The 17,023-nt window shown below is 70.5% G+C and carries 16 protein-coding genes and 1 rRNA gene; 7 read left to right on the top strand and 10 right to left on the bottom strand.

Features of this window, described 5'->3' with window-relative positions; all coding sequences use genetic code 11:
- Positions 1 to 93: ribosomal RNA gene (gene rrf, locus AB0M26_RS21025) — 5S ribosomal RNA — on the top strand; the annotation flags it as partial.
- Between the two features lie 70 nt (positions 94 to 163).
- Here rrf and AB0M26_RS21020 read toward each other — a convergent pair.
- Entirely contained in the window at positions 164 to 1,195 is a 1,032-nt protein-coding gene (locus AB0M26_RS21020; RefSeq protein WP_365263318.1) for a hydroxyacid dehydrogenase, read from the bottom strand.
- Between the two features lie 170 nt (positions 1,196 to 1,365).
- Here AB0M26_RS21020 and AB0M26_RS21015 point away from each other — a divergent pair, with 170 nt between their 5' ends.
- Positions 1,366 to 1,935: a GNAT family N-acetyltransferase gene (locus AB0M26_RS21015; RefSeq protein WP_365263317.1), complete on the top strand. Its 570-nt coding sequence runs from the start codon at positions 1,366 to 1,368 to the stop codon at positions 1,933 to 1,935.
- 61 nt (positions 1,936 to 1,996) lie between these two features.
- Here AB0M26_RS21015 and AB0M26_RS21010 read toward each other — a convergent pair whose 3' ends face one another.
- From AB0M26_RS21010 to AB0M26_RS20985, 6 genes are all read right to left on the bottom strand, one after another.
- Positions 1,997 to 3,763: a hypothetical protein gene (locus AB0M26_RS21010; protein ID WP_365263316.1), complete on the bottom strand. Its 1,767-nt coding sequence runs from the start codon at positions 3,761 to 3,763 to the stop codon at positions 1,997 to 1,999.
- Between the two features lie 4 nt (positions 3,764 to 3,767).
- Complete coding sequence (locus AB0M26_RS21005; protein WP_365263315.1) at positions 3,768 to 5,198, bottom strand: ATP-binding protein; 1,431 nt, start codon at positions 5,196 to 5,198, stop codon at positions 3,768 to 3,770.
- 33 nt (positions 5,199 to 5,231) lie between these two features.
- Positions 5,232 to 6,791 (bottom strand): SCO6880 family protein, encoded by a 1,560-nt coding sequence (locus AB0M26_RS21000; RefSeq protein ID WP_365263314.1) that lies wholly within the window; start codon positions 6,789 to 6,791, stop codon positions 5,232 to 5,234.
- On the bottom strand, positions 6,788 to 8,092 hold the full coding sequence (locus AB0M26_RS20995) for a hypothetical protein (protein WP_365263313.1): 1,305 nt from the start codon (positions 8,090 to 8,092) through the stop codon (positions 6,788 to 6,790). The genes AB0M26_RS21000 and AB0M26_RS20995 overlap by 4 nt, the downstream gene beginning before the upstream one ends.
- Positions 8,082 to 8,942 (bottom strand): hypothetical protein, encoded by an 861-nt coding sequence (locus AB0M26_RS20990; protein ID WP_365263312.1) that lies wholly within the window; start codon positions 8,940 to 8,942, stop codon positions 8,082 to 8,084. The genes AB0M26_RS20995 and AB0M26_RS20990 overlap by 11 nt, the downstream gene beginning before the upstream one ends.
- Positions 8,943 to 9,226: 284 nt before the next feature.
- Complete coding sequence (locus tag AB0M26_RS20985; protein WP_365263327.1) at positions 9,227 to 9,535, bottom strand: hypothetical protein; 309 nt, start codon at positions 9,533 to 9,535, stop codon at positions 9,227 to 9,229.
- A 564-nt stretch (positions 9,536 to 10,099) separates the two neighbouring features.
- Between AB0M26_RS20985 and AB0M26_RS20980 the strand changes: the two genes are divergently transcribed.
- Together AB0M26_RS20980 and AB0M26_RS20975 are read left to right on the top strand one after the other, a co-directional pair.
- The gene (locus AB0M26_RS20980; RefSeq protein WP_365263311.1) at positions 10,100 to 11,101 is read left to right on the top strand and encodes a bifunctional lytic transglycosylase/C40 family peptidase; all 1,002 of its coding nucleotides are present in this window, start codon (positions 10,100 to 10,102) and stop codon (positions 11,099 to 11,101) included.
- A gap of 240 nt (positions 11,102 to 11,341) precedes the next feature.
- The gene (locus AB0M26_RS20975) at positions 11,342 to 12,058 is read left to right on the top strand and encodes a phosphatase PAP2 family protein (protein WP_365263310.1); all 717 of its coding nucleotides are present in this window, start codon (positions 11,342 to 11,344) and stop codon (positions 12,056 to 12,058) included.
- 109 nt (positions 12,059 to 12,167) lie between these two features.
- Here AB0M26_RS20975 and AB0M26_RS20970 read toward each other — a convergent pair whose 3' ends face one another.
- Both AB0M26_RS20970 and AB0M26_RS20965 read right to left on the bottom strand, forming a co-directional pair.
- Positions 12,168 to 13,742: an FAD-binding oxidoreductase gene (locus AB0M26_RS20970; RefSeq protein WP_365263309.1), complete on the bottom strand. Its 1,575-nt coding sequence runs from the start codon at positions 13,740 to 13,742 to the stop codon at positions 12,168 to 12,170.
- Between the two features lie 340 nt (positions 13,743 to 14,082).
- Positions 14,083 to 14,253, bottom strand: a complete 171-nt coding sequence (locus AB0M26_RS20965; RefSeq protein WP_365263308.1) for a hypothetical protein — start codon at positions 14,251 to 14,253, stop codon at positions 14,083 to 14,085.
- Between the two features lie 109 nt (positions 14,254 to 14,362).
- Between AB0M26_RS20965 and AB0M26_RS20960 the strand changes: the two genes are divergently transcribed.
- Positions 14,363 to 15,223 (top strand): hypothetical protein, encoded by an 861-nt coding sequence (locus AB0M26_RS20960; protein ID WP_365263326.1) that lies wholly within the window; start codon positions 14,363 to 14,365, stop codon positions 15,221 to 15,223.
- 329 nt (positions 15,224 to 15,552) lie between these two features.
- On the top strand, positions 15,553 to 15,735 hold the full coding sequence (locus tag AB0M26_RS20955; RefSeq protein ID WP_365263325.1) for a hypothetical protein: 183 nt from the start codon (positions 15,553 to 15,555) through the stop codon (positions 15,733 to 15,735).
- A gap of 82 nt (positions 15,736 to 15,817) precedes the next feature.
- On the opposite strand, the gene AB0M26_RS20950 is transcribed toward AB0M26_RS20955, so the two are convergent.
- A complete protein-coding gene (locus tag AB0M26_RS20950; protein WP_365263307.1) occupies positions 15,818 to 16,162 on the bottom strand; it encodes a metal-sensitive transcriptional regulator in 345 nt (114 codons plus the stop codon).
- A 239-nt stretch (positions 16,163 to 16,401) separates the two neighbouring features.
- Between AB0M26_RS20950 and AB0M26_RS20945 the strand changes: the two genes are divergently transcribed.
- Complete coding sequence (locus AB0M26_RS20945; RefSeq protein WP_365263306.1) at positions 16,402 to 17,022, top strand: DUF47 family protein; 621 nt, start codon at positions 16,402 to 16,404, stop codon at positions 17,020 to 17,022.
- The last annotated feature ends 1 nt before the right edge of the window (position 17,023 follow it).

Below are 17,023 nucleotides of genomic sequence, written 5' to 3'. Positions count from 1 at the left end.
ACGCCCGGTCACATTCCGAACCCGGAAGCTAAGCCTTACAGCGCCGATGGTACTGCAGGGGGGACCCTGTGGGAGAGTAGGACACCGCCGAACAATTATTGGCCTCAACCCCCGGGCATCGCCCGGGGGTTGAGGCATTTCTGCGTTGAGCACTTTTGCTCGTCTACGCGATGCGCGACAAATCCGTTGCCGTGATGAGACCGTGCAGCCGCTCTCCTCGTGCGAACCGCTCGGTCTCGGCGATCGCGTACGCGCCCAGCCGCCGGACCTCGCTGCCCTGGGCGCCCGCGATGTGCGGCGTGACAAGGACATTGCGGAGGCTGAGCAATGGATGGCCGGGCGGGAGTGGTTCGGGATGTGTGACGTCCAGGCAGGCGTTGATCCGTCCTCTGGCGCATTCGCGGGTGAGTGCATCGGTGTCGATGAGTGTGCCGCGTGCCGTGTTGATGACCGTGGCACCGCGAGGGAGCAGTGCCAGCAATTCGGCATTCAACAGGTGCTGACTTTCCGGGAGTTCGGGGGCGTGCACACTGACGATGCTGCTGCGGCGGCAGAGTTCGTCCAGCCGGACCAGCTTCGTGCCGAGCATGGCGGCCTGTTCATGGGTGATGTACGGGTCGGCGAGCAGCACCGTGTATCCGGCGTCGGAGGCGGTGAGTGCGGCGATGACGCGGCGTCCGATACGGGAGGCGCCGATGATGCCGACCGTACGGCTGTCCGCGCCCTCGCGTTCGGTGAACTCGGGCCACCCGGTGGTGTAGTGAGCCGCGGCTGGGATGGCCTGTTTGGCGGCCAGGGCGATCGTGGCGCAGGTGAAGTCGGCTACCGGACCCGCGTTGGCCTCGGCGGCCGAGGAAACCGTAATGCCGCGTTCCCAGACCGCTGGTGGGACATGGCCCTTCACCGAACCCGCGGCGTGGATGACGGCGCGTAGACGAGGCGCCGCAGCGAGGACGTCCTCGGTCAGCGGCGGGCATCCCCAGCCGGTGAGGAGAAGGTCCGTCTCGGCGAGGAGGGCGGCGGCGTGAAGGGCATCTCGCCCGGCAGGGTTCGAGGCGAGCGCCGTCAGATGGGCCGGGGTGAGGTCGGGCGCCGGATCGACGGTCCGGGCCAGTCGCTCTCGGAGGTCCGGGGGCAGCACAGCGGCCGCGCATTCCCGGGACATACAGATCGCCGCGTTCATGCGGGCGCTCACAGTCGCCCTCCCCTCCCGGGCCATCCCGGCCCCGTAGAACTTGTGGAATGTGATTCCCCGAACCGGCAGGACCCTAGAATCGGCGCTTTCCGAGGTCAACACCGTCCGTCGCCGGGGGTGTACGGGGGGCAGGGTGCGCGCCCCGGCCCCACGGGTGCGAGCATCGAGGCATGGGGTACGACATACGGACGGTGCGCGCCGAGGACTGGGTCGAGCTGAGGGCCTTGCGGCTCGCGGCTCTGGCTGATCCTGTGGCGCGTGTCGCGTTCGTGGACAGTTACGAGCTCAGCAGCGCTCAGTCCGACGAGTTCTGGCGCGGCCGTGCCACGCCCATCGCCGACGGCGGGGCGGCCACCAATGTGATCGCTGCGGACGAGCACGGCACATGGGTCGCGATGCTCGCCCTGCTCGACGAGACGAACGTTCCCGTGTCGTCCCCTCTCGGCGCAGGGGGAATCGTCGATGAGACGGTGAGCCGCCCGCCGCAGATGCATGTGGTCAGCGTGTACGTACGGCCCGAGCACCGCGGTACGGGTGCCGCCGAGCAGTTGCTCCGTACGGCCATCGACTGGACGTGGGAGCACTCCGCGGCCGAGCGGATCCGGCTCTGGGTGCATGGCGACAATCCCCGGGCCGAGGCGTTCTACCGGCGGATCGGTTTCGTGAGGACCGGGGAGACGATGGCGTTCCCGCCGGTGCCGGAGGAGACCGAGTACGAGATGGTGCTCCAGCGGCCCTGAGCCCGGACGATCAGCAGCCTGGGCCGGAGACCACCAGTCCGCGCCCGGCCGGGAACCGCCGTCATCCGCCGGGGAGCAGGGTGCGCCGTGGCCAGCGTGCTCTCGCCTGCTCCTCGGAACGCAGCAGCGCGAGCGCGAGCAGGCCCCGTGCCTCGCCTTCGTCCAGCAGGTCCGGGAGTTGGGGGAACGGGGCGACGGCTGCGATGTCGTCGAGGACGAGCGTGAGTGGTGGGTCGAGCCGACCGGCGGATGACCGTACGGCCATGCGGCGGCCGCGCTCGACCACGCTCGAGACGAGTGCCGTCAGCAAGGGCATCGCACCCGGGTGGGTCCGCGGATCCTCGATCGCTTCCCCTACCACGTAAAGCGTTCCCCCTTCGGCGACGAAAGATTCCAGCGCCAGGGAGTCCGCGCGGTTCGGATTGCACGCGTCCCTGATGTGGATCGAGGAGAGCGCGGAGAGGGCGCGGACGGTCAACTCCTGGGCGGCCTCCCGGCGTTCGGGGTAGCCGGTGAGGGTCGCCTCCAGCTCGCCCGCGGCACCCGAGGCGGCTTGCGGGTGCGTACGGAGGATGCGCACGGCGTCCTGCGCCGAGCTGCCGGACGCCCAGCGGTGCACCTGGCGGAACGCCCGGCCGTCGATCGCCGCCGCGTGCAGCCAGCAGCGCAGCAGTGTTTCGGCGGCGTCCGCCATGGCCGAGTCGAGGCTGTTCAGGGGCCGCACGGGGGCGAGCAGGGCAGCCGCGCTGGCGGCCGCGGTGTCGCGGGACGCGCAGCCGGCGGAGGGCGACCAGCGCAGGCGCGCGGGGGTGTCGAGCAGGTGGCTCGGGTCGTAGAGGTGTACGGGTCCGAGCTTGGCGCGGGCGTCCTTGGACTCGGCCCAGACCGCGGGGTCGGATGTGGTGACCAGGACGGGGCCCTCCGCGGACAGGATCGCGCGCAGGGCGGACTCCCTGCGGGACTCGGGGCGCGGCCCGGTGAAGTGGAGGCCGGTGAGGGCGCGTTGACTCGGTACGAACGGCGCGGGTGGTGCGGGCGGTGCGGGCGGTGCGGGCGGCACCGGCGATGCGGCGTGGGCAGTGGGCGCGTCCGGGGCTGGGACTGCGCTCGCCGCCGCCGGCGGCGGCGTGGTGCCGAACCCGGGGGCGGGCGCGGGCTGTTCGGGCCCCGGTACCGTCACAACCCCGGCAGGTCCTGACGGCGCGGGTGGCTCCGTAGCCGGCCCCGTGGGCCCGGCCCGGGTCGGCGCCGGGACCTCGACCGCGGTTGCCGGAGTTCCTGTGGCGGGAGACCCTCCCGCACCGGCCGCAGCTGTGGTGGCGTCCGGCCGGGACACGGGGGCGGGGGCAGGCACGTCCGCCGGCTGCCGGTGCTCGTACGCGCCTGCTCCCTGGACGTCGTCGGGCGGGTCCGCGGTCGCCTTGGCCGCCTTGCTGTCCGCTGCGCTCCGGCGGCGGACCGCTCGCCACCGCGCCACCGTCCCTATGACGAAGATGGCCAGGACGAGCAGCACCATCAGCTCGCCGAGGAGGATGCCCCAGAACAGCCCGTATCCCGAGAGCTGGTCCGCCGGGGTCTCCGGCCAGGCCGCGGCGATGTCGTGCGGTTCGGCGGCCAGATGGCGCATGGCCATCGGTGTCCGCGCGAAGTGGACGCCGTGGGGCCAGGAGCCGTGGGCGAACAGCCCGGAGACTCCCGTGGCCGTCCAGACGAGGACGGTCAGGCCGAGGAGGAAGCCGAGGACGCCGACGAGGAGACCGTCCGGGATGCCGCGTTCGGCCCCGGGCCCGCCCGGGCCTCTGCGCCCCTGCGCTCCGGATGCCGTCATCGCCTCAGGCCACCGTGGACTCGTCCGCGTAGCGCCGCCGTTGCCGGTTCGCCCGCGCCGCGCGCTCCTCGGCTTCCGCGTCCGCGGCGCGCTCGACGGCCAAGGCCTCCTCGTTCGTCATCGGCTCGTGCGCCCCCGCCTCGGTCATCGCGCGGTCGGTGTAGACGAGGGGGCGTTCGGCCTCGGTGATCAGGTGCTTCACGACCTGGACGTTGCCGTTGACGTCCCAGACCGCGATACCCGGGGTGAGCGTGGGGATGATCTCCACGGCCCAGCGGGGCAGCCCGAGCACGCGGCCGGTCGCTCTGGCCTCGTCGGCCTTCTGCGCGTAAATGGTGCGTGTCGAGGCCATCTTGAGGATCGCCGCGGCTTCCTTCGCGGCCGCGCCGTCCACGACATCGGAGAGGTGGTGGACGACCGCCACGAACGACAGACCCAGACGACGGCCGAACTTCAGCAGCCGCTGGAAAAGCTGGGCGACGAACGGCGAGTTGATGATGTGCCAGGCCTCCTCCACGAGGAAGATCCGCTTCTTGCGGTCGGGCCGGATCCACGTGTGCTCGAGCCACACACCGACGATGGCCATCAGGATGGGCATCGCGATCGAGTTGCGGTCGATGTGGGAGAGGTCGAAGACGATGAGCGGGGCGTCCAGGTCGATGCCGACCGTCGTCGGCCCGTCGAACATGCCCCGCAGGTCGCCGTCGACCAGACGGTCCAGCACAAGTGCGACGTCCAGGCCCCAGGCGCGTACGTCGTCCAGGTCGACGTTCATCGCCTCGGCCGACACGGGCCCGGGGTGGCGCAGTTGCTCGACGATGTCGGTGAGGACCGGCTGCCGGTCGGTGATGGCCTCGTTGACGTAGGCGTGCGCGACCTTGAGTGCGAAGCCCGAGCGCTCGTCGAGACCGTGGCCGAGAGCCACCTCGATGATGGTGCGGAGGAGGGCGAGTTGGCCGGTGGTGGTGATGGACGGGTCCAGCGGGTTGAGCCGGATCCCGCCGTCCGCGGCGGCCACCGGGTCGAGCCGGATCGGTGTGATGCCGAGCTCCTGGGCGATGAGGTTCCACTCGCCGACGCCGTCCTCGCCCTGGGCGTCGAGAACGACCACCTGCCGGTCGCGGAACCGCAGTTGGCGCAGGACGTAGGTCTTCTCAAGCGCGGACTTGCCGTTGCCGGACTCGCCGAGCACCAGCCAGTGCGGGGCCGGGAGCTGCTGTCCGTAGAGCTGGAACGGGTCGTAGATGTAGCCCTTGCCGCTGTAGACCTCGCGTCCGATGATGACGCCGGAGTCGCCGAGGCCGGGTGCGGCGGTGGGCAGATAGACGGCTTGCGCCTGGCCCGTGGATGTACGGACCGGGAGCCGGGTGGTCTCCACCTTCCCGAAGAGGAAGCTGGTGAACGCCTCGGTGACGGCGGTCAGCGGATCAGGCACTGCGGGACTCCTACCCGTCGAAAAACCGTCGGACTACCGTCGGATGCCGGTGGCGAAGGGGAGCGTGTTCACGAAGGCCCGGTGGTGCTCGCGGTCGCACCACTCCAGCTTGAGGTACGACTTGCCCGCCGAGGCGCGGATGGTCCGCTTGTCGCGGGCCAGGGCGTCGGGCGTGCGGGAGGACACCGTGATGTAGCCGACGAGGTTCACACCGGCCGCGCCGCTCGCCAGGTCCTCGCCGCGCTGGTCCAGCCGCCCGTGGTGGGCGATGTCGCGCGGGTCGACGGTGCGGTTCATCTTGGCGGCGCGGCTGGCCTCCGCCTCGTCGTTGGTCTTCTCCGTCAGCATGCGCTCGATGGCGACCTCGGTGGGCTCCAGGTCCATGCAGACGGCGACCGTACGGATCACATCGGGGGTGTGGACGAGCAGCGGGGCAAGGAAGTTGACACCGACGGGGGTCAGCGGCCACTCCTTCACCCAGGCCGTGGCGTGGCACCAGGGGGCGCGGGAGCTGGACTCCCGGGTCTTGGCCTGGAGATAGGTCGGCTCCATGGCGTCCAGCTCGGCGGGCCAGGCGTTGCGCCGGCTCATGGCCTGGATGTGGTCGATGGGGTGGTCCGGGTCGTACATCGAGTGGATCAGGGAGGCGAGCCGGCCCTGGCCGAGAGGCTGGCGGACCCGGATGTCGGCCTCGGTCAACCGGGCACAGATGTCGGTGAGTTCGCGGGCCATGACGACGGCGAGGCCGGCGTCCCTGTCGATCCTGCCGCCGCGGTGACGGGTCGCCCGGGCCATGGCGTGGGCCTCGGCGGCCAGTTCGCGCGTGTAGTGCATACAGGCGACGAGATAGGCCCGGTGCTGCTCGGACGAGGTCGAGACCATGGACTGGAGCTGGTCGTACGAGTCCTGGAGCCAGCCCGGGGCCCGGCGGTCGCCGCGCCGCTCGACGTCCTTGGCGTGGGCGTCGGGGTCGGCGGGGAGCGTACGGGCCAGCATCTGCAACCGCGTCACGAAACCGTCGCCGTTGGCCACATGCTTGAGCAGCGTGCCGAACCGGTCGACCAGCGCCTCCTGGTCCTCGCTGTCCCGCAGCCCGACCCCGGGCCCCTCGATCTCGATCGCGGCCGTGACCGTACGGCGGTCGGCGTGCAGCAGGACGGCGATCTCGTCGGGGCCGAAGGGCGCGGACAGCCAGGAGATCCGGCCGATGCCGGGCGGCGGGCCGATCTCGACCTCACGCCCGTCGATGCGGGTGCCCGCCTCGGGCGCGGCGGAGCGGTAGGTGGCGCCGCTCTTGACGGTCCGTTTGTACGAGCGGTTGATCTCGAACCACTTGAAGAACGTACGGCCCTTGTACGGCACATAGACGGCGGCCAGCGCGAGCATCGGGAAGCCGGCGAGCGTGGCGATGCGCAGGGGCAGGAGCGGGATGAGCAGCCCGCACATCATGCCGATGAACGCGCCCACGATGATCAGCGCGATCTCGCCGGTCTCCCGGTTCTTGCCGATGATTGCGTTGGGGCGGGCCCGGCCGATCAGATAGGTGCGGCGGGGCGCGATCGGGTGGGACATCGGGTGGGACTGGGTGCTCAACGCCCTTCACCTCCGGTGCGGTTGTCGGTGCGGGTGCCGGTGGTCGTACGGGGTGCGGGCGTGGCGCCCGCGTGGCCCCCACCGGTCCGGGGTGCGGCCGCGGGGCTCCGGCTGCTGTGCGCGGCCACGCCGCCGGAGACGGGGTTGGCCGGCTGTGGGGCGGAGCGGGACGAGCCGTCGTCCCCGCCACCGCCGGAGCTGCGGGTGCTGTGGGTCTTGATGCCCTGTTTGACGAGGGCGGCGGGCGAGGAGATGACGGCGGCGGCTGCGGAACCGTCTGTGGCTGCCTTGCGGTTGCTGCGCGCGCTCGCGATCTCGTCGCCGAAGCCGGGGACGAAGCGGTAGATCATGGCGCTGGCGAAGATGGCGAGCAGGATGATCGCGAGGCCGGAGACGACGGCCGAGAAGGAGTCGGGTCCGTCCTCGGACGAGGAGAGCGCCCCGGCGATGCCGAGCACGATGATGATGACCGGCTTGACGAGGATCACGGCGATCATGATCCCGGCCCAACGGCGTACGTGGCCCCACATGTTCTTGTCGACCAGGCCCGCGTAGACGACCGTGCCGAGCAGCGCACCGACGTAGAGGAGCGCGGCCCGGATCACCAGTTCGAGCCAGAGCACGCCGGCGGCCAGAACGGACACGAGGCTGACGACGATCAGCATGATCGGACCGCCGCCGATGTCCTCGCCCTTCTTAAGGGCCTCGGAGAACGATCCGAAGAAGGCATCGGTCTCGGAGCCGGTGCCCGCGGCGATCACTTCCGTGATGCTGTCGGTCGCCGAGACGACCGTGTAGAGGATCAGCGGTGTGAAGGCGGAGGCGAGCACCGTCAGCCAGAGGAAGCCGACGGCCTCGGTGACGGCCTCGGTGAACGGCACCCCGCGGATGGCGCGCTTGGCGACGGCGAGCAGCCAGAGGAGGAGCGTGAGGATGGTGGAGGCGGCGAAGACGACTGCGTACTGGCGGAGGAAGGCGGTGTTGGTGAAGTCGATCTCCGAGGTGGACTCGACGGCCTTCGACAGCTTCCCGACGATCCAGGCGGCGGCGTCCGCGCAGCCGCGGGCGAGGGAGGAGAGAGGGTCGAGGGGGTTGTTGTCGGCGACGTTCCCGGGGTTGCGGGCGGCGCCGTCGCCGCGCTCGCAGTAGTCGCGGGCGGGGCCGCGGATCAGATCACACGGGTCGTTGCTCGGGCTGGGGGACGGGTCCGCGGCGGCACGCGAGGCCAGCAGAAACGCGGCTGTCTGGAGGCCAACCAGAGCCGCGGTCAGCGACAGGGCTCGCCGTCGATTAGCGGGCATAGGTGAACCCTCCGAAACCTTCCACAGCATCGGCCATGTCCTCGGCCGAGGAGGCGGCCTGGTCACGGCCGACGGGCGTGGGGCCGTCCTCCTGCTTGAAGTCGGTGACCTTCCAGTCGCCGTCGACCCAACGCAGTTGGAACGTGTTGGTGTACCAGCTCTCTGCGACGGGGTTCTTGGAGCCCTCTCCTGCCAGCCCGAACAAGGTGGAGAACCAGACGGCCACCGTGGCAGTGTCCCCTTCCTGATCCTCCAATCTTGTGCCGATTGGGTTGGTGCGGGAGACAAATGTCATGTCAGCCGGAGCACTTCCGTCGGTTTCGAGCCCGATTCCTGCCAGGAACTTCTCGTCCGAGTACACGCGGTCCAGATCGTCCTGACGATCGGCTGCCACGTCAGGCGCGTAGACGCGGTCGACAATCTCCTTGCGCGCCTCCGCGTTGAACATCCCGTCACCCCCCAACGCCACCGCGTAGTTCGCCGCCGCGCTCTGGGCGCCCTGTTCCGTCTTCGGGAAGCCGGACGCGATGCCCGCGTCCGAGCCCGGGACCGGCTTCTCGCCCGTCGGGGCCGTCGGCTGGGCCTTCGCCGCGTCGCCGCTCGAGTCCGATCCGGAGCCGCCGCTGTCGTCGCCCCCGCGGTTGACGAAGGCGATCGCCGCGATCAGCAGGACGACCACGCCCACGATCGTGATCATGCTCCTCGACGGGCGGCCCGCGCCCCGCGGCCGTCTCGCCGCGCCGTACGGGGCGTCAGCCGCTCCCTCCGGCAGGCGCGTACGCGTTCCCCTGCCCGCGTCCCGGGCCTCGCCCGGGTAGTCGTGTCCGTAGTCGTCGTCGCCGGGACTCATGCCGCGGACGCCCCCTCGCAGTGGCTGGTGTACGACGCGTCGTCATACGACGGTAGCCGTACGGATGCCCGTGTGGGCGGGGTGTGGTGACTCGTCAGGTGACTCGACATCAAAGGGACGCAATCTCAGCCGGTGGGCGCGACGGACGGGTGGTGACAGGTGGTGCCGGACGGGCGCGTGGTGCGGGCCCGCGCGGTTCGTACGGCGGGGCGGTCTCCGCGCTTGTCCCCCCGTCGAGGAGCAGGAGGAGCGGAAGGGACGAGAGTTGTGGGTGCGTTGGGAACCTAGACGGCCATCCCGTAGACGATGGTGAACAGCGTGCCCAGCGAGCCGATGATGAAGACGCCAGTGAGCCCCGCGACGATGAGGCCCTTGCCCTGTTCCGCGCTGAAGGTGTCGCGCAGCGCCGTGGCCCCGATGCGTTGTTTGGCGGCGCCCCAGATCGCGATCGCCAGGCAGAGCAGGATCGCGACCGCCATGACGACTTCGACCATGACCCGAGCTTCGTTGCCCAGGCTCCCGAACGGTCCCCAGTCCGGGGCGATGCCGCCGATGATGGTGTTGATGTCGCCCTTTTCGGCTGCCAGGAACATGTTCAAACTCACCGCCCCTATTGGGTAGTTGTCCGTACCCCTGCCGAACGGCACGGGTCAGGCTCTATCATCGCCGACGATGCCGCCCTCGCATGTCGACTTGGCGTCAAATTTTGGCGGATCCCGTGCGTGTGCGCGGCCGCGGCCCCTTGGGCGGGGTTTCCGTTCGCGGGAGGCGGCCGTATTGTCACTCTGTGTATCACGGAGCGTGACAATCAGCAATGACGCCGGTGATGACGCCAGCAAATGACGCCGGTGATGACGCCAGCAATGACGCCGGTGACGACGTGAGCAGGAGCGCCGGGGTCAGGAGGCATGTGAGCCGCCTCCCGTCCCCGCTCAGGACCCGGCGCGGGATCCCGGGCAGGAATCGGCGCACGCTCCGGGCCGGTCTCCGGCGCAGAACGGCTCCCGGATCCGCTGCCGGGTCCGTGGGCGGCGGGCGCACCGGATTCGTGGGCGGCGGGCGCACCCGAGCGGTCTCGGCCCCCGCAGCCGGTCCGATTCGGACAAACACAGAGGCGATGCGCGACCAACGCAGGCCGGATGGGGGAGGGTTGAGGGGTGCGGAAATTCTGGGTGGCCTCCGGGGCCGGCATCGGGCTGTGCGTGTCCTTCGTCGCGCTCCTCGTCGTGGGCACCTACACTGCCGCGGCGAGCCTCGGCGGAGCGGGCCGCTCCGCCGGTCTGGCAAAGGGGGCGGTGCCGGCCGCGTACAAGCCGCTCGTGCAGAAGTGGGGCAACCTCTGTCCCGCCATCAGCCCGTCGCTCCTCGCCGCGCAGCTCTATCAGGAGAGCGGCTGGAATCCGCGGGCGCAGAGCCATGCCGCTGCGCAGGGGATCGCCCAGTTCATCCCCGGCACCTGGGCCACCCACGGCGTCGACGGTGACGGTGACGGCGACCGCGATGTCTGGGACCCGGCCGACGCCATCCCGTCGGCGGCGTCGTACGACTGCGAGCTCGCGAAGTATGTGAAGGACGTCGCGGGGGACACGACGGCCAACATGCTGGCCGCCTACAACGCGGGCGCGTACCGCGTGATCCGAGCAGGCGGTGTCCCGCCCATCCGCGAGACGCAGAACTACGTCAAGATCATCACGACTCTCGCCAAGAGCTTCGAGGCACCGGTGGGCAAGGTCCCGGCCTCGCGCCAGGCTGCCGGGGCCATCTACTACGCGCAGAAGAAGCTGGGCACGCCGTATCTGTGGGGCGGTGACGGCACGTCGGCCGATGGCGGCCGCTTCGACTGTTCGGGTCTGACGAAGGCGGCGTACGCGTCGGTGGGCATCGAGCTGCCGCGCGTCGCCAACGACCAGTACAACGCCGGGTCACACCCGGACCGGGACGAGCTGATGCCGGGCGACCTGGTCTTCTTCTCGGACGACTTGAACGATTCGCGGGCGATCCGGCACGTCGGCCTCTACGTCGGCGGCGGCTACATGATCAACGCGCCGTACACCGGTGCCGTGATCCGCTTCGACAAGATCGGTACGCCGGACTACTTCGGCGCCACCCGGGTCACCGAGGACGGTGCGAAGGCGCTGCCCGCCGCCGACGCCGGGTGAAGCTCTGGTGGTGGCTTGCCCGGCTGATGCGGAGTCGGTGACCATGCTGGGACTCTGCGCGAACGGACGTCTCTGAACTGCGGCGATGTATCACTCTTGGATAACGTCGTGGTGATCGTTCGATGGAGGACGGAACGCCGCCCGGGCCGCTGACGTTCCCTGGTCGGGGATGCAGGACCTCTGCGGGCACGGGGGCCATCAGCACTCACGCACGAGCACGGAGACAAGGGGCCGCGCGACATGGCTGGAGTCGAATCGACCGGATCGAATCCCGACGTCTCCCTGCTCTACGAGATCAACGGATACGCCCGGGACGCTCCTGGCTGGTTCGACAGCACCGTGACGTGGATCGGGGAGCACGGCATCACCTTCGCCATGGTGCTGCTGGTCGTGGCATGCTGGTGGGACGTCAGGCGGCGGGAGGACGCGCCGACCGCGGTAGCCGGGCTGCTCTGGGCGCCGCTCGCCGCCGGCCTCGCGCTGCTGGTCAACATCCCGATCCGCGACTTCGTCGAGCGTCCCAGACCGTACGTCGACCATCAGGGACTCGCCGTTCTCCTTCCCGGCAAGAGCGACTACTCGTTCGTGAGCGACCACGCCACGCTCGTCATGGCGCTCGCGGTCGGCATCTTCATCGCCCACCGGACGTTCGGACTCGTCGGCATCGCGCTGGCGTTCCTGGAAGGCTTCAGCCGCGTCTACATGGGACTGCACTATCCGACCGACGTCGTGGGCGGCTTCGCCCTCGGCACGGCCGTCACGCTTCTGCTCGCCCCGTGGGCCATGGCGCTGCTGACGCCGCTGACGCGAGCCGCGGGGAACGCGCGCCACGGGCACTGGCTCATCGCGGGCGGGGCATCACCGGCCGCCGGCCACCCGCAGGAGACGGAGAGCACGGCGGACCCGGAGGGTGCACCGGCGCCGTCAGGGGACCGCGCGAAGGACCTCGCGGCATAGGCGGCGAGCTCTCCCGTCGGTCCTCGCCCGACGGTCCGCCATCCCCTCGCGCTTCCCCACAGCCCCGCGCTCCTCACAGCCCCGCTCCCTCACGTCCCCCGGCCGTCCCTCACAGCGCCTGCGGGAAGTCGAAGAGCCGCTGCGGGTCGTACTGCCGCTTGAGCCGCGCGAGACGCTCCGCGGCCGGTCCGTAGTACGCCCGCCGCCAATCCTTCAGGGCCGGGTCCGCGTAGTTCTGGTACGCGGCCCCCGAGGCGTGACGGCGCATCGCCCGGTAGAGGTCGCCCAGCCAGGTCGTCGCCGTCGCCCCGTTCCGCCCGGCCGGCCAGGCCGCCAGATACTGCGCCAGTACTCGGGACCGGCGATGTACGAAAGCCGTCGCCGTCGGCGCGACCCGGTTGATCGCCCCGCCGAGGGCCGTGAGCTGGACCGTGCCGGTGCCGGCACCGCCCAGCTTCCGGAACGCCTCGACCCGGTCGACCAGGGTGCGGATCCCGTCGGCGGGGAGCGCGCGGTCGTAGAGGTCCGAGCGCGAGGTGTACGTCTCGCGACCAAGGGAGCCGGTGGGGCTGTGCCCCGGGGTCCCGCCGGGCAAATGGCACTGCTCGGTGGTGTACCGGGCGCAGCCCGCGTAGCCGACCATCGCGTCCAGATACGAACTGCTGCGCAGGGACACGGAAGAGGCCGGGCTGCCGACGAGCCCGGTCAGCCGGTCGACGGCGTTCTGCGCGTCCCGGTACGTGTCGAGTGAGAAGGCCGAGCACCAGACGCGGGCCTCCCCGCCCGCGGCGGCGGCAAGATGCACGGCCGACCACAGCTCGTCGGGCTGGTCCGGCCCCCACTCCTGCCAGGCGCGGACGAGTTCGGCGGCCTTCGACCACGGCCAGCTCGCGCGGACGGCGACGGCGGCGGGCGCCCGGTGGGTGCGGAAACGGAGTTCGGTGACGATACCGAAGTTGCCGTTGCCCGCGCCCCGCAGGGCCCAGAAGAGATCGGGGTGTTCGGATTCAGTGCACCGCACCGTACTCCCGTCCGCCGTGACGAGCGTGGCGCCGAGCAGGCTGTCGCAGGTCAGTCCGTACGCGCGGGACACGACACCGTGGCCGCCGCCGAGGGTCAGTCCGGAGATGCCGACGGTGGGGCAGGTGCCGGCGGGGACGGTGACGCCGTGCGCCCCGAGGCCGGAGTAGACGTCGACCAGCTTGGCGCCTGCGCCGACGACCGCCTCCGAGCGGTCGCCGACAGTGATACGGGAGAGCCGGGAGACATCGATGACCAGGCGCCCGGTACCGCTGGACCAACCGGCGTAGGAGTGGCCGCCGTTGCGGATCGCGACCGGGACGGAGTGGCGGCGGGCGAAGGCCAGGCACTCGGCGATGTCGGTGACCCCGGAGACGTAGGCGACGGCGGCGGGGCGCAGATGGTCGAAACGGGTGTTGTAGAGCACGCGGGCACTGGTGTAGTCGGCGTCGCCGGGCTGGACGAGGCCGCCGCCGAGACCGCGGGCGAGGACGGACCAGTCGGCGGAACGGGGCGCTGCTCCGGACGGGGCATGGGGCCGCGTGTGCACCGCGCGGCCGCGTGCGGTCTCCGCCGCGCGGCCGGCGTCGCCACTGCCCGCGACGGACCGGGCCGCGGTGGCCGCGATTCCGGTTCCGGCCTGCAGGAACGTGCGCCTGTCCATCCCACCTCCATCCGAGGCCCGGCGCGGGGCCGGGCGATGCCCGATGGACGTAGGTTCCCTCGCGTGGGGCGGCGATCTGCGTCACATCGGCTCGAACGGAAGGCGTGTCATCACGGCTCACGTAGGGTCCCGAGGTGGGGGGAAATCGGCAACACCGGGCCGAGGGCGACGTCCACGTCGACCCCGGCGCGCGGAAGGTCGAACCGCTCGTCAAGGGACGTGTCCCGCCGCGCCGCCGGTGGCAAAGCAGGTCTGCGCGCGGCACCGAGGGCGGCCCCGGAGTGGCACGCGGAAGTACGCGGAAGTACGCGGAAGTACACGGGTATGGGTGGGCCTGCGCTCAGCGCTCGCTGTGGCCCACCGCGTCCGCGCGCGCCTTGTCGCGGGCGCGCCGTGCCGGTCCGGCCCAGCCGCAACTGCACCGGGCCATGCAGAAGGAGCCCTGCTCGACCGTACTGGTCCGGTGCTGCTCGTCGTGGACGGGCTGTTCTTCGGGGGACGTCGGAGGCACCGGACCAAGGTACCGGCCGTGACGGGCGCCCCCGCACCGTCGTTAAGCGGAACGAGCTTCGGGCCGGGTCGCTCCGGCTGGTCTGTCAGGGGGTTCGCGGGCGATGGCGATGGTGGTGCAGCGGCACGGACGCAGGCGTGGTGTCGTTGCCGCGGCGGTGAGCGGCCTGGTGGCGGGACTGCTGGCCACCGGCTGCTCCGAGATGGGTGCGGCTGCCGACGAGCGGGGCAGTGTTGACGAGGCGACGGCCGCGGCCGTGGTGCAGCGGGCCGCCGATGTGCTGGCCCGCTCCGGCAGTTCACGCGCCCGTACGTCCATGGAGACGGCGACCGGGGGCACCCGGGTGACGATCCGCGGCCGGGGGGCGTTCGACTACGCCGACCGGATCGGACGGCTCGTCGTCGTCCTGCCGCAGGACGCCGCGGGCGGGGAGGAGCACCAGCCGGTCACCGAACTCCTCGCACCCGGCGCGCTGTACATGAAGGATCGTGGCGCGGGTGTCCCCGCGGACAAGTGGGTGCGGGTGGACACGACCGGTCTGGCCGACGGGAACCTCGTCACCGGCGGCGCCACCGATCCGCTCTCCGCGGCCGAACTGCTGCGCGGGGCACGGGAGGTGAGCTACGTCGGTGAGGAGAAGGCCCCGGAGGACGGGGTAACCGTGCGGCACTACCGCGGTACGGCCCACATCGGCCGGGCCGCCGAGGCCGCGACGCCGCATGCGCGCGGTGCTCTCACCGCCGCCGCGAAGGGATTCTCCGATGACGACGTGCCCTTCGACGTGTACTTCGACGAGCAGGGGAGGTTGCGGAAGGTGCGCCACCGGTTCACGTTCCCCAATGGCGCCGGGCAGAAGGCCACGGAGGTGGTGTCGACGACGGTGCTGTACGAGTTCGGGACCCGGGTGAACGTCGAACTGCCACCGGAACGCGACATTTACGCGGGCAAGATCGCGGTTCCGCAGGGCTAGTGCCGCCCCCGCCGAGGTCTGCCCGGCTTGCCGCCGTGCCTGGACGCCTGCCTGGACGCCTCGCTCGGGCAAGCCCTGGCGGGGGCGGCACCGGGTGCTGATCCCGAGCGTCGACATCGCCCGGGATCAATAGACCCGGCCCGTCCGGCGAAAGGGGCCCAATGGGCCTCTGGAAATGGTCCGTCCGTGCCATGCGAAGCCTGTGGCCGATTCCCTACGCTGGGCCTTACACGCACCGAGCAGTCGATGCAAGAGCCGGTACAGAGGGAACGCAGCAGGAGCCGGCGCCGCGGAAGGCGCTCGCGAACCAGGAGGTGACGCACGTGCCTTTGCCCAGCGGCTCAACGGTCCAGGACCACGTGGCCCTCGACGAGATCGAGCTGTGCGGCGAGTTGATGATTGCGGCCTCGTCCGCGGACGAGGACCGGCTCAGTCCCGACCGTATCGACGAAGTGCTCAGGGTCGCGGCGCGCGACGCCGGGGAGGCGTCTCCGCTCTGCGGGGGTCGCTGAGGGGAACGTGTGCAGCACGGGTGTGCACGGGAAGTCGTACGGTCGCTGGTATCGAACGCGGTGCCTGGCCGAAAACCAGCGGTCAGGTGCGCAGTAGACGCGCGATCGCCGCTGTGGCTTCCGCCACCTTCGCGTCGACCTCCTCGCCGCCCTTGACCGCAGCGTCCGCGACGCAGTGCCGCAAATGCTCCTCCAGAAGCTGCAGGGCGAAGGACTGCAGCGCCTTGGTGCCGGCCGAGACCTGGGTCAGTATGTCGATGCAGTAGACGTCCTCGTCGACCATCCGCTGGAGGCCGCGGATCTGGCCCTCGATCCGGCGCAGCCGCTTGAGGTGCTGCTCCTTGTCCTTGGTGTAGCCGTGCGGCCCGGTCCCCGTGGCCGGTCCGGACTCCGGGGTGTGGCAGGCGCCGGCCTCCGAGGTCGTCATGGGATCCTCCGTGGTCCGCAAGCTCGTGTGAGCCGTGGAACAGCATGTGCCGTGAAAAATGAGCTACGCCAGGTAAATACCCCTGGTGGGTATATCGTACCGAATTTCGCGGCCGGGTCGGGGGCCGCCGACCGGGCACCTTGTCCGATGGGTGACACTGAACGTCGCCCGGTTAGCCGTGGCCGGATGATGCGCCTAGCATCACCCTGACCGAATCCGATGCATACCGAGGAACACACGTGCGCTTTCGTCTGACCCCCAGGGAGACGAGCTTCTACGACATGTTCGCCGCATCCGCGGACAACATCGTCACGGGCTCCAAGCTCCTGATGGAACTGCTCGGAGCGGACGCCTCTGCCCGGGCCGAGATTGCCGACCGGATGCGGGCCGCGGAACATGCGGGTGACGACGCCACGCACGCGATCTTCCACCAGCTCAACTCCTCCTTCATCACGCCCTTCGACCGCGAGGACATCTACTCCCTCGCGTCCTCCCTCGACGACATCATGGACTTCATGGAGGAGGCCGTCGACCTGGTCGTCCTCTACAAGATCGAGGAGCTGCCGAAGGGCGTCGACCAGCTCATCGAGGTCCTCTCGCGGGCCGCCGAGCTGACCGCCGAGGCCATGCCGCACCTGCGGACCATGGAGAACCTCACCGAGTACTGGATCGAGGTGAACCGCCTGGAGAACCAGGCGGACCAGATCCACCGGAAGCTTCTGGCGCACCTCTTCAACGGCAAGTACGACGCCATCGAGGTCCTCAAGCTCAAGCAGATCGTGGATGTCCTGGAGGAGGCGGCCGACGCCTTCGAGCATGTGGCCAACACCGTCGAGACCATCGCGGTCAAGGAGTCCTGAC

It is taken from the genome of Streptomyces sp. NPDC051776 (assembly GCF_040681345.1).
In the GTDB taxonomy this organism is placed as follows: Bacteria; Actinomycetota; Actinomycetes; order Streptomycetales; family Streptomycetaceae; genus Streptomyces.
Note: the sequence above shows the minus strand (reverse complement) of the source record. Positions and strands in the feature narration are given on the sequence as shown.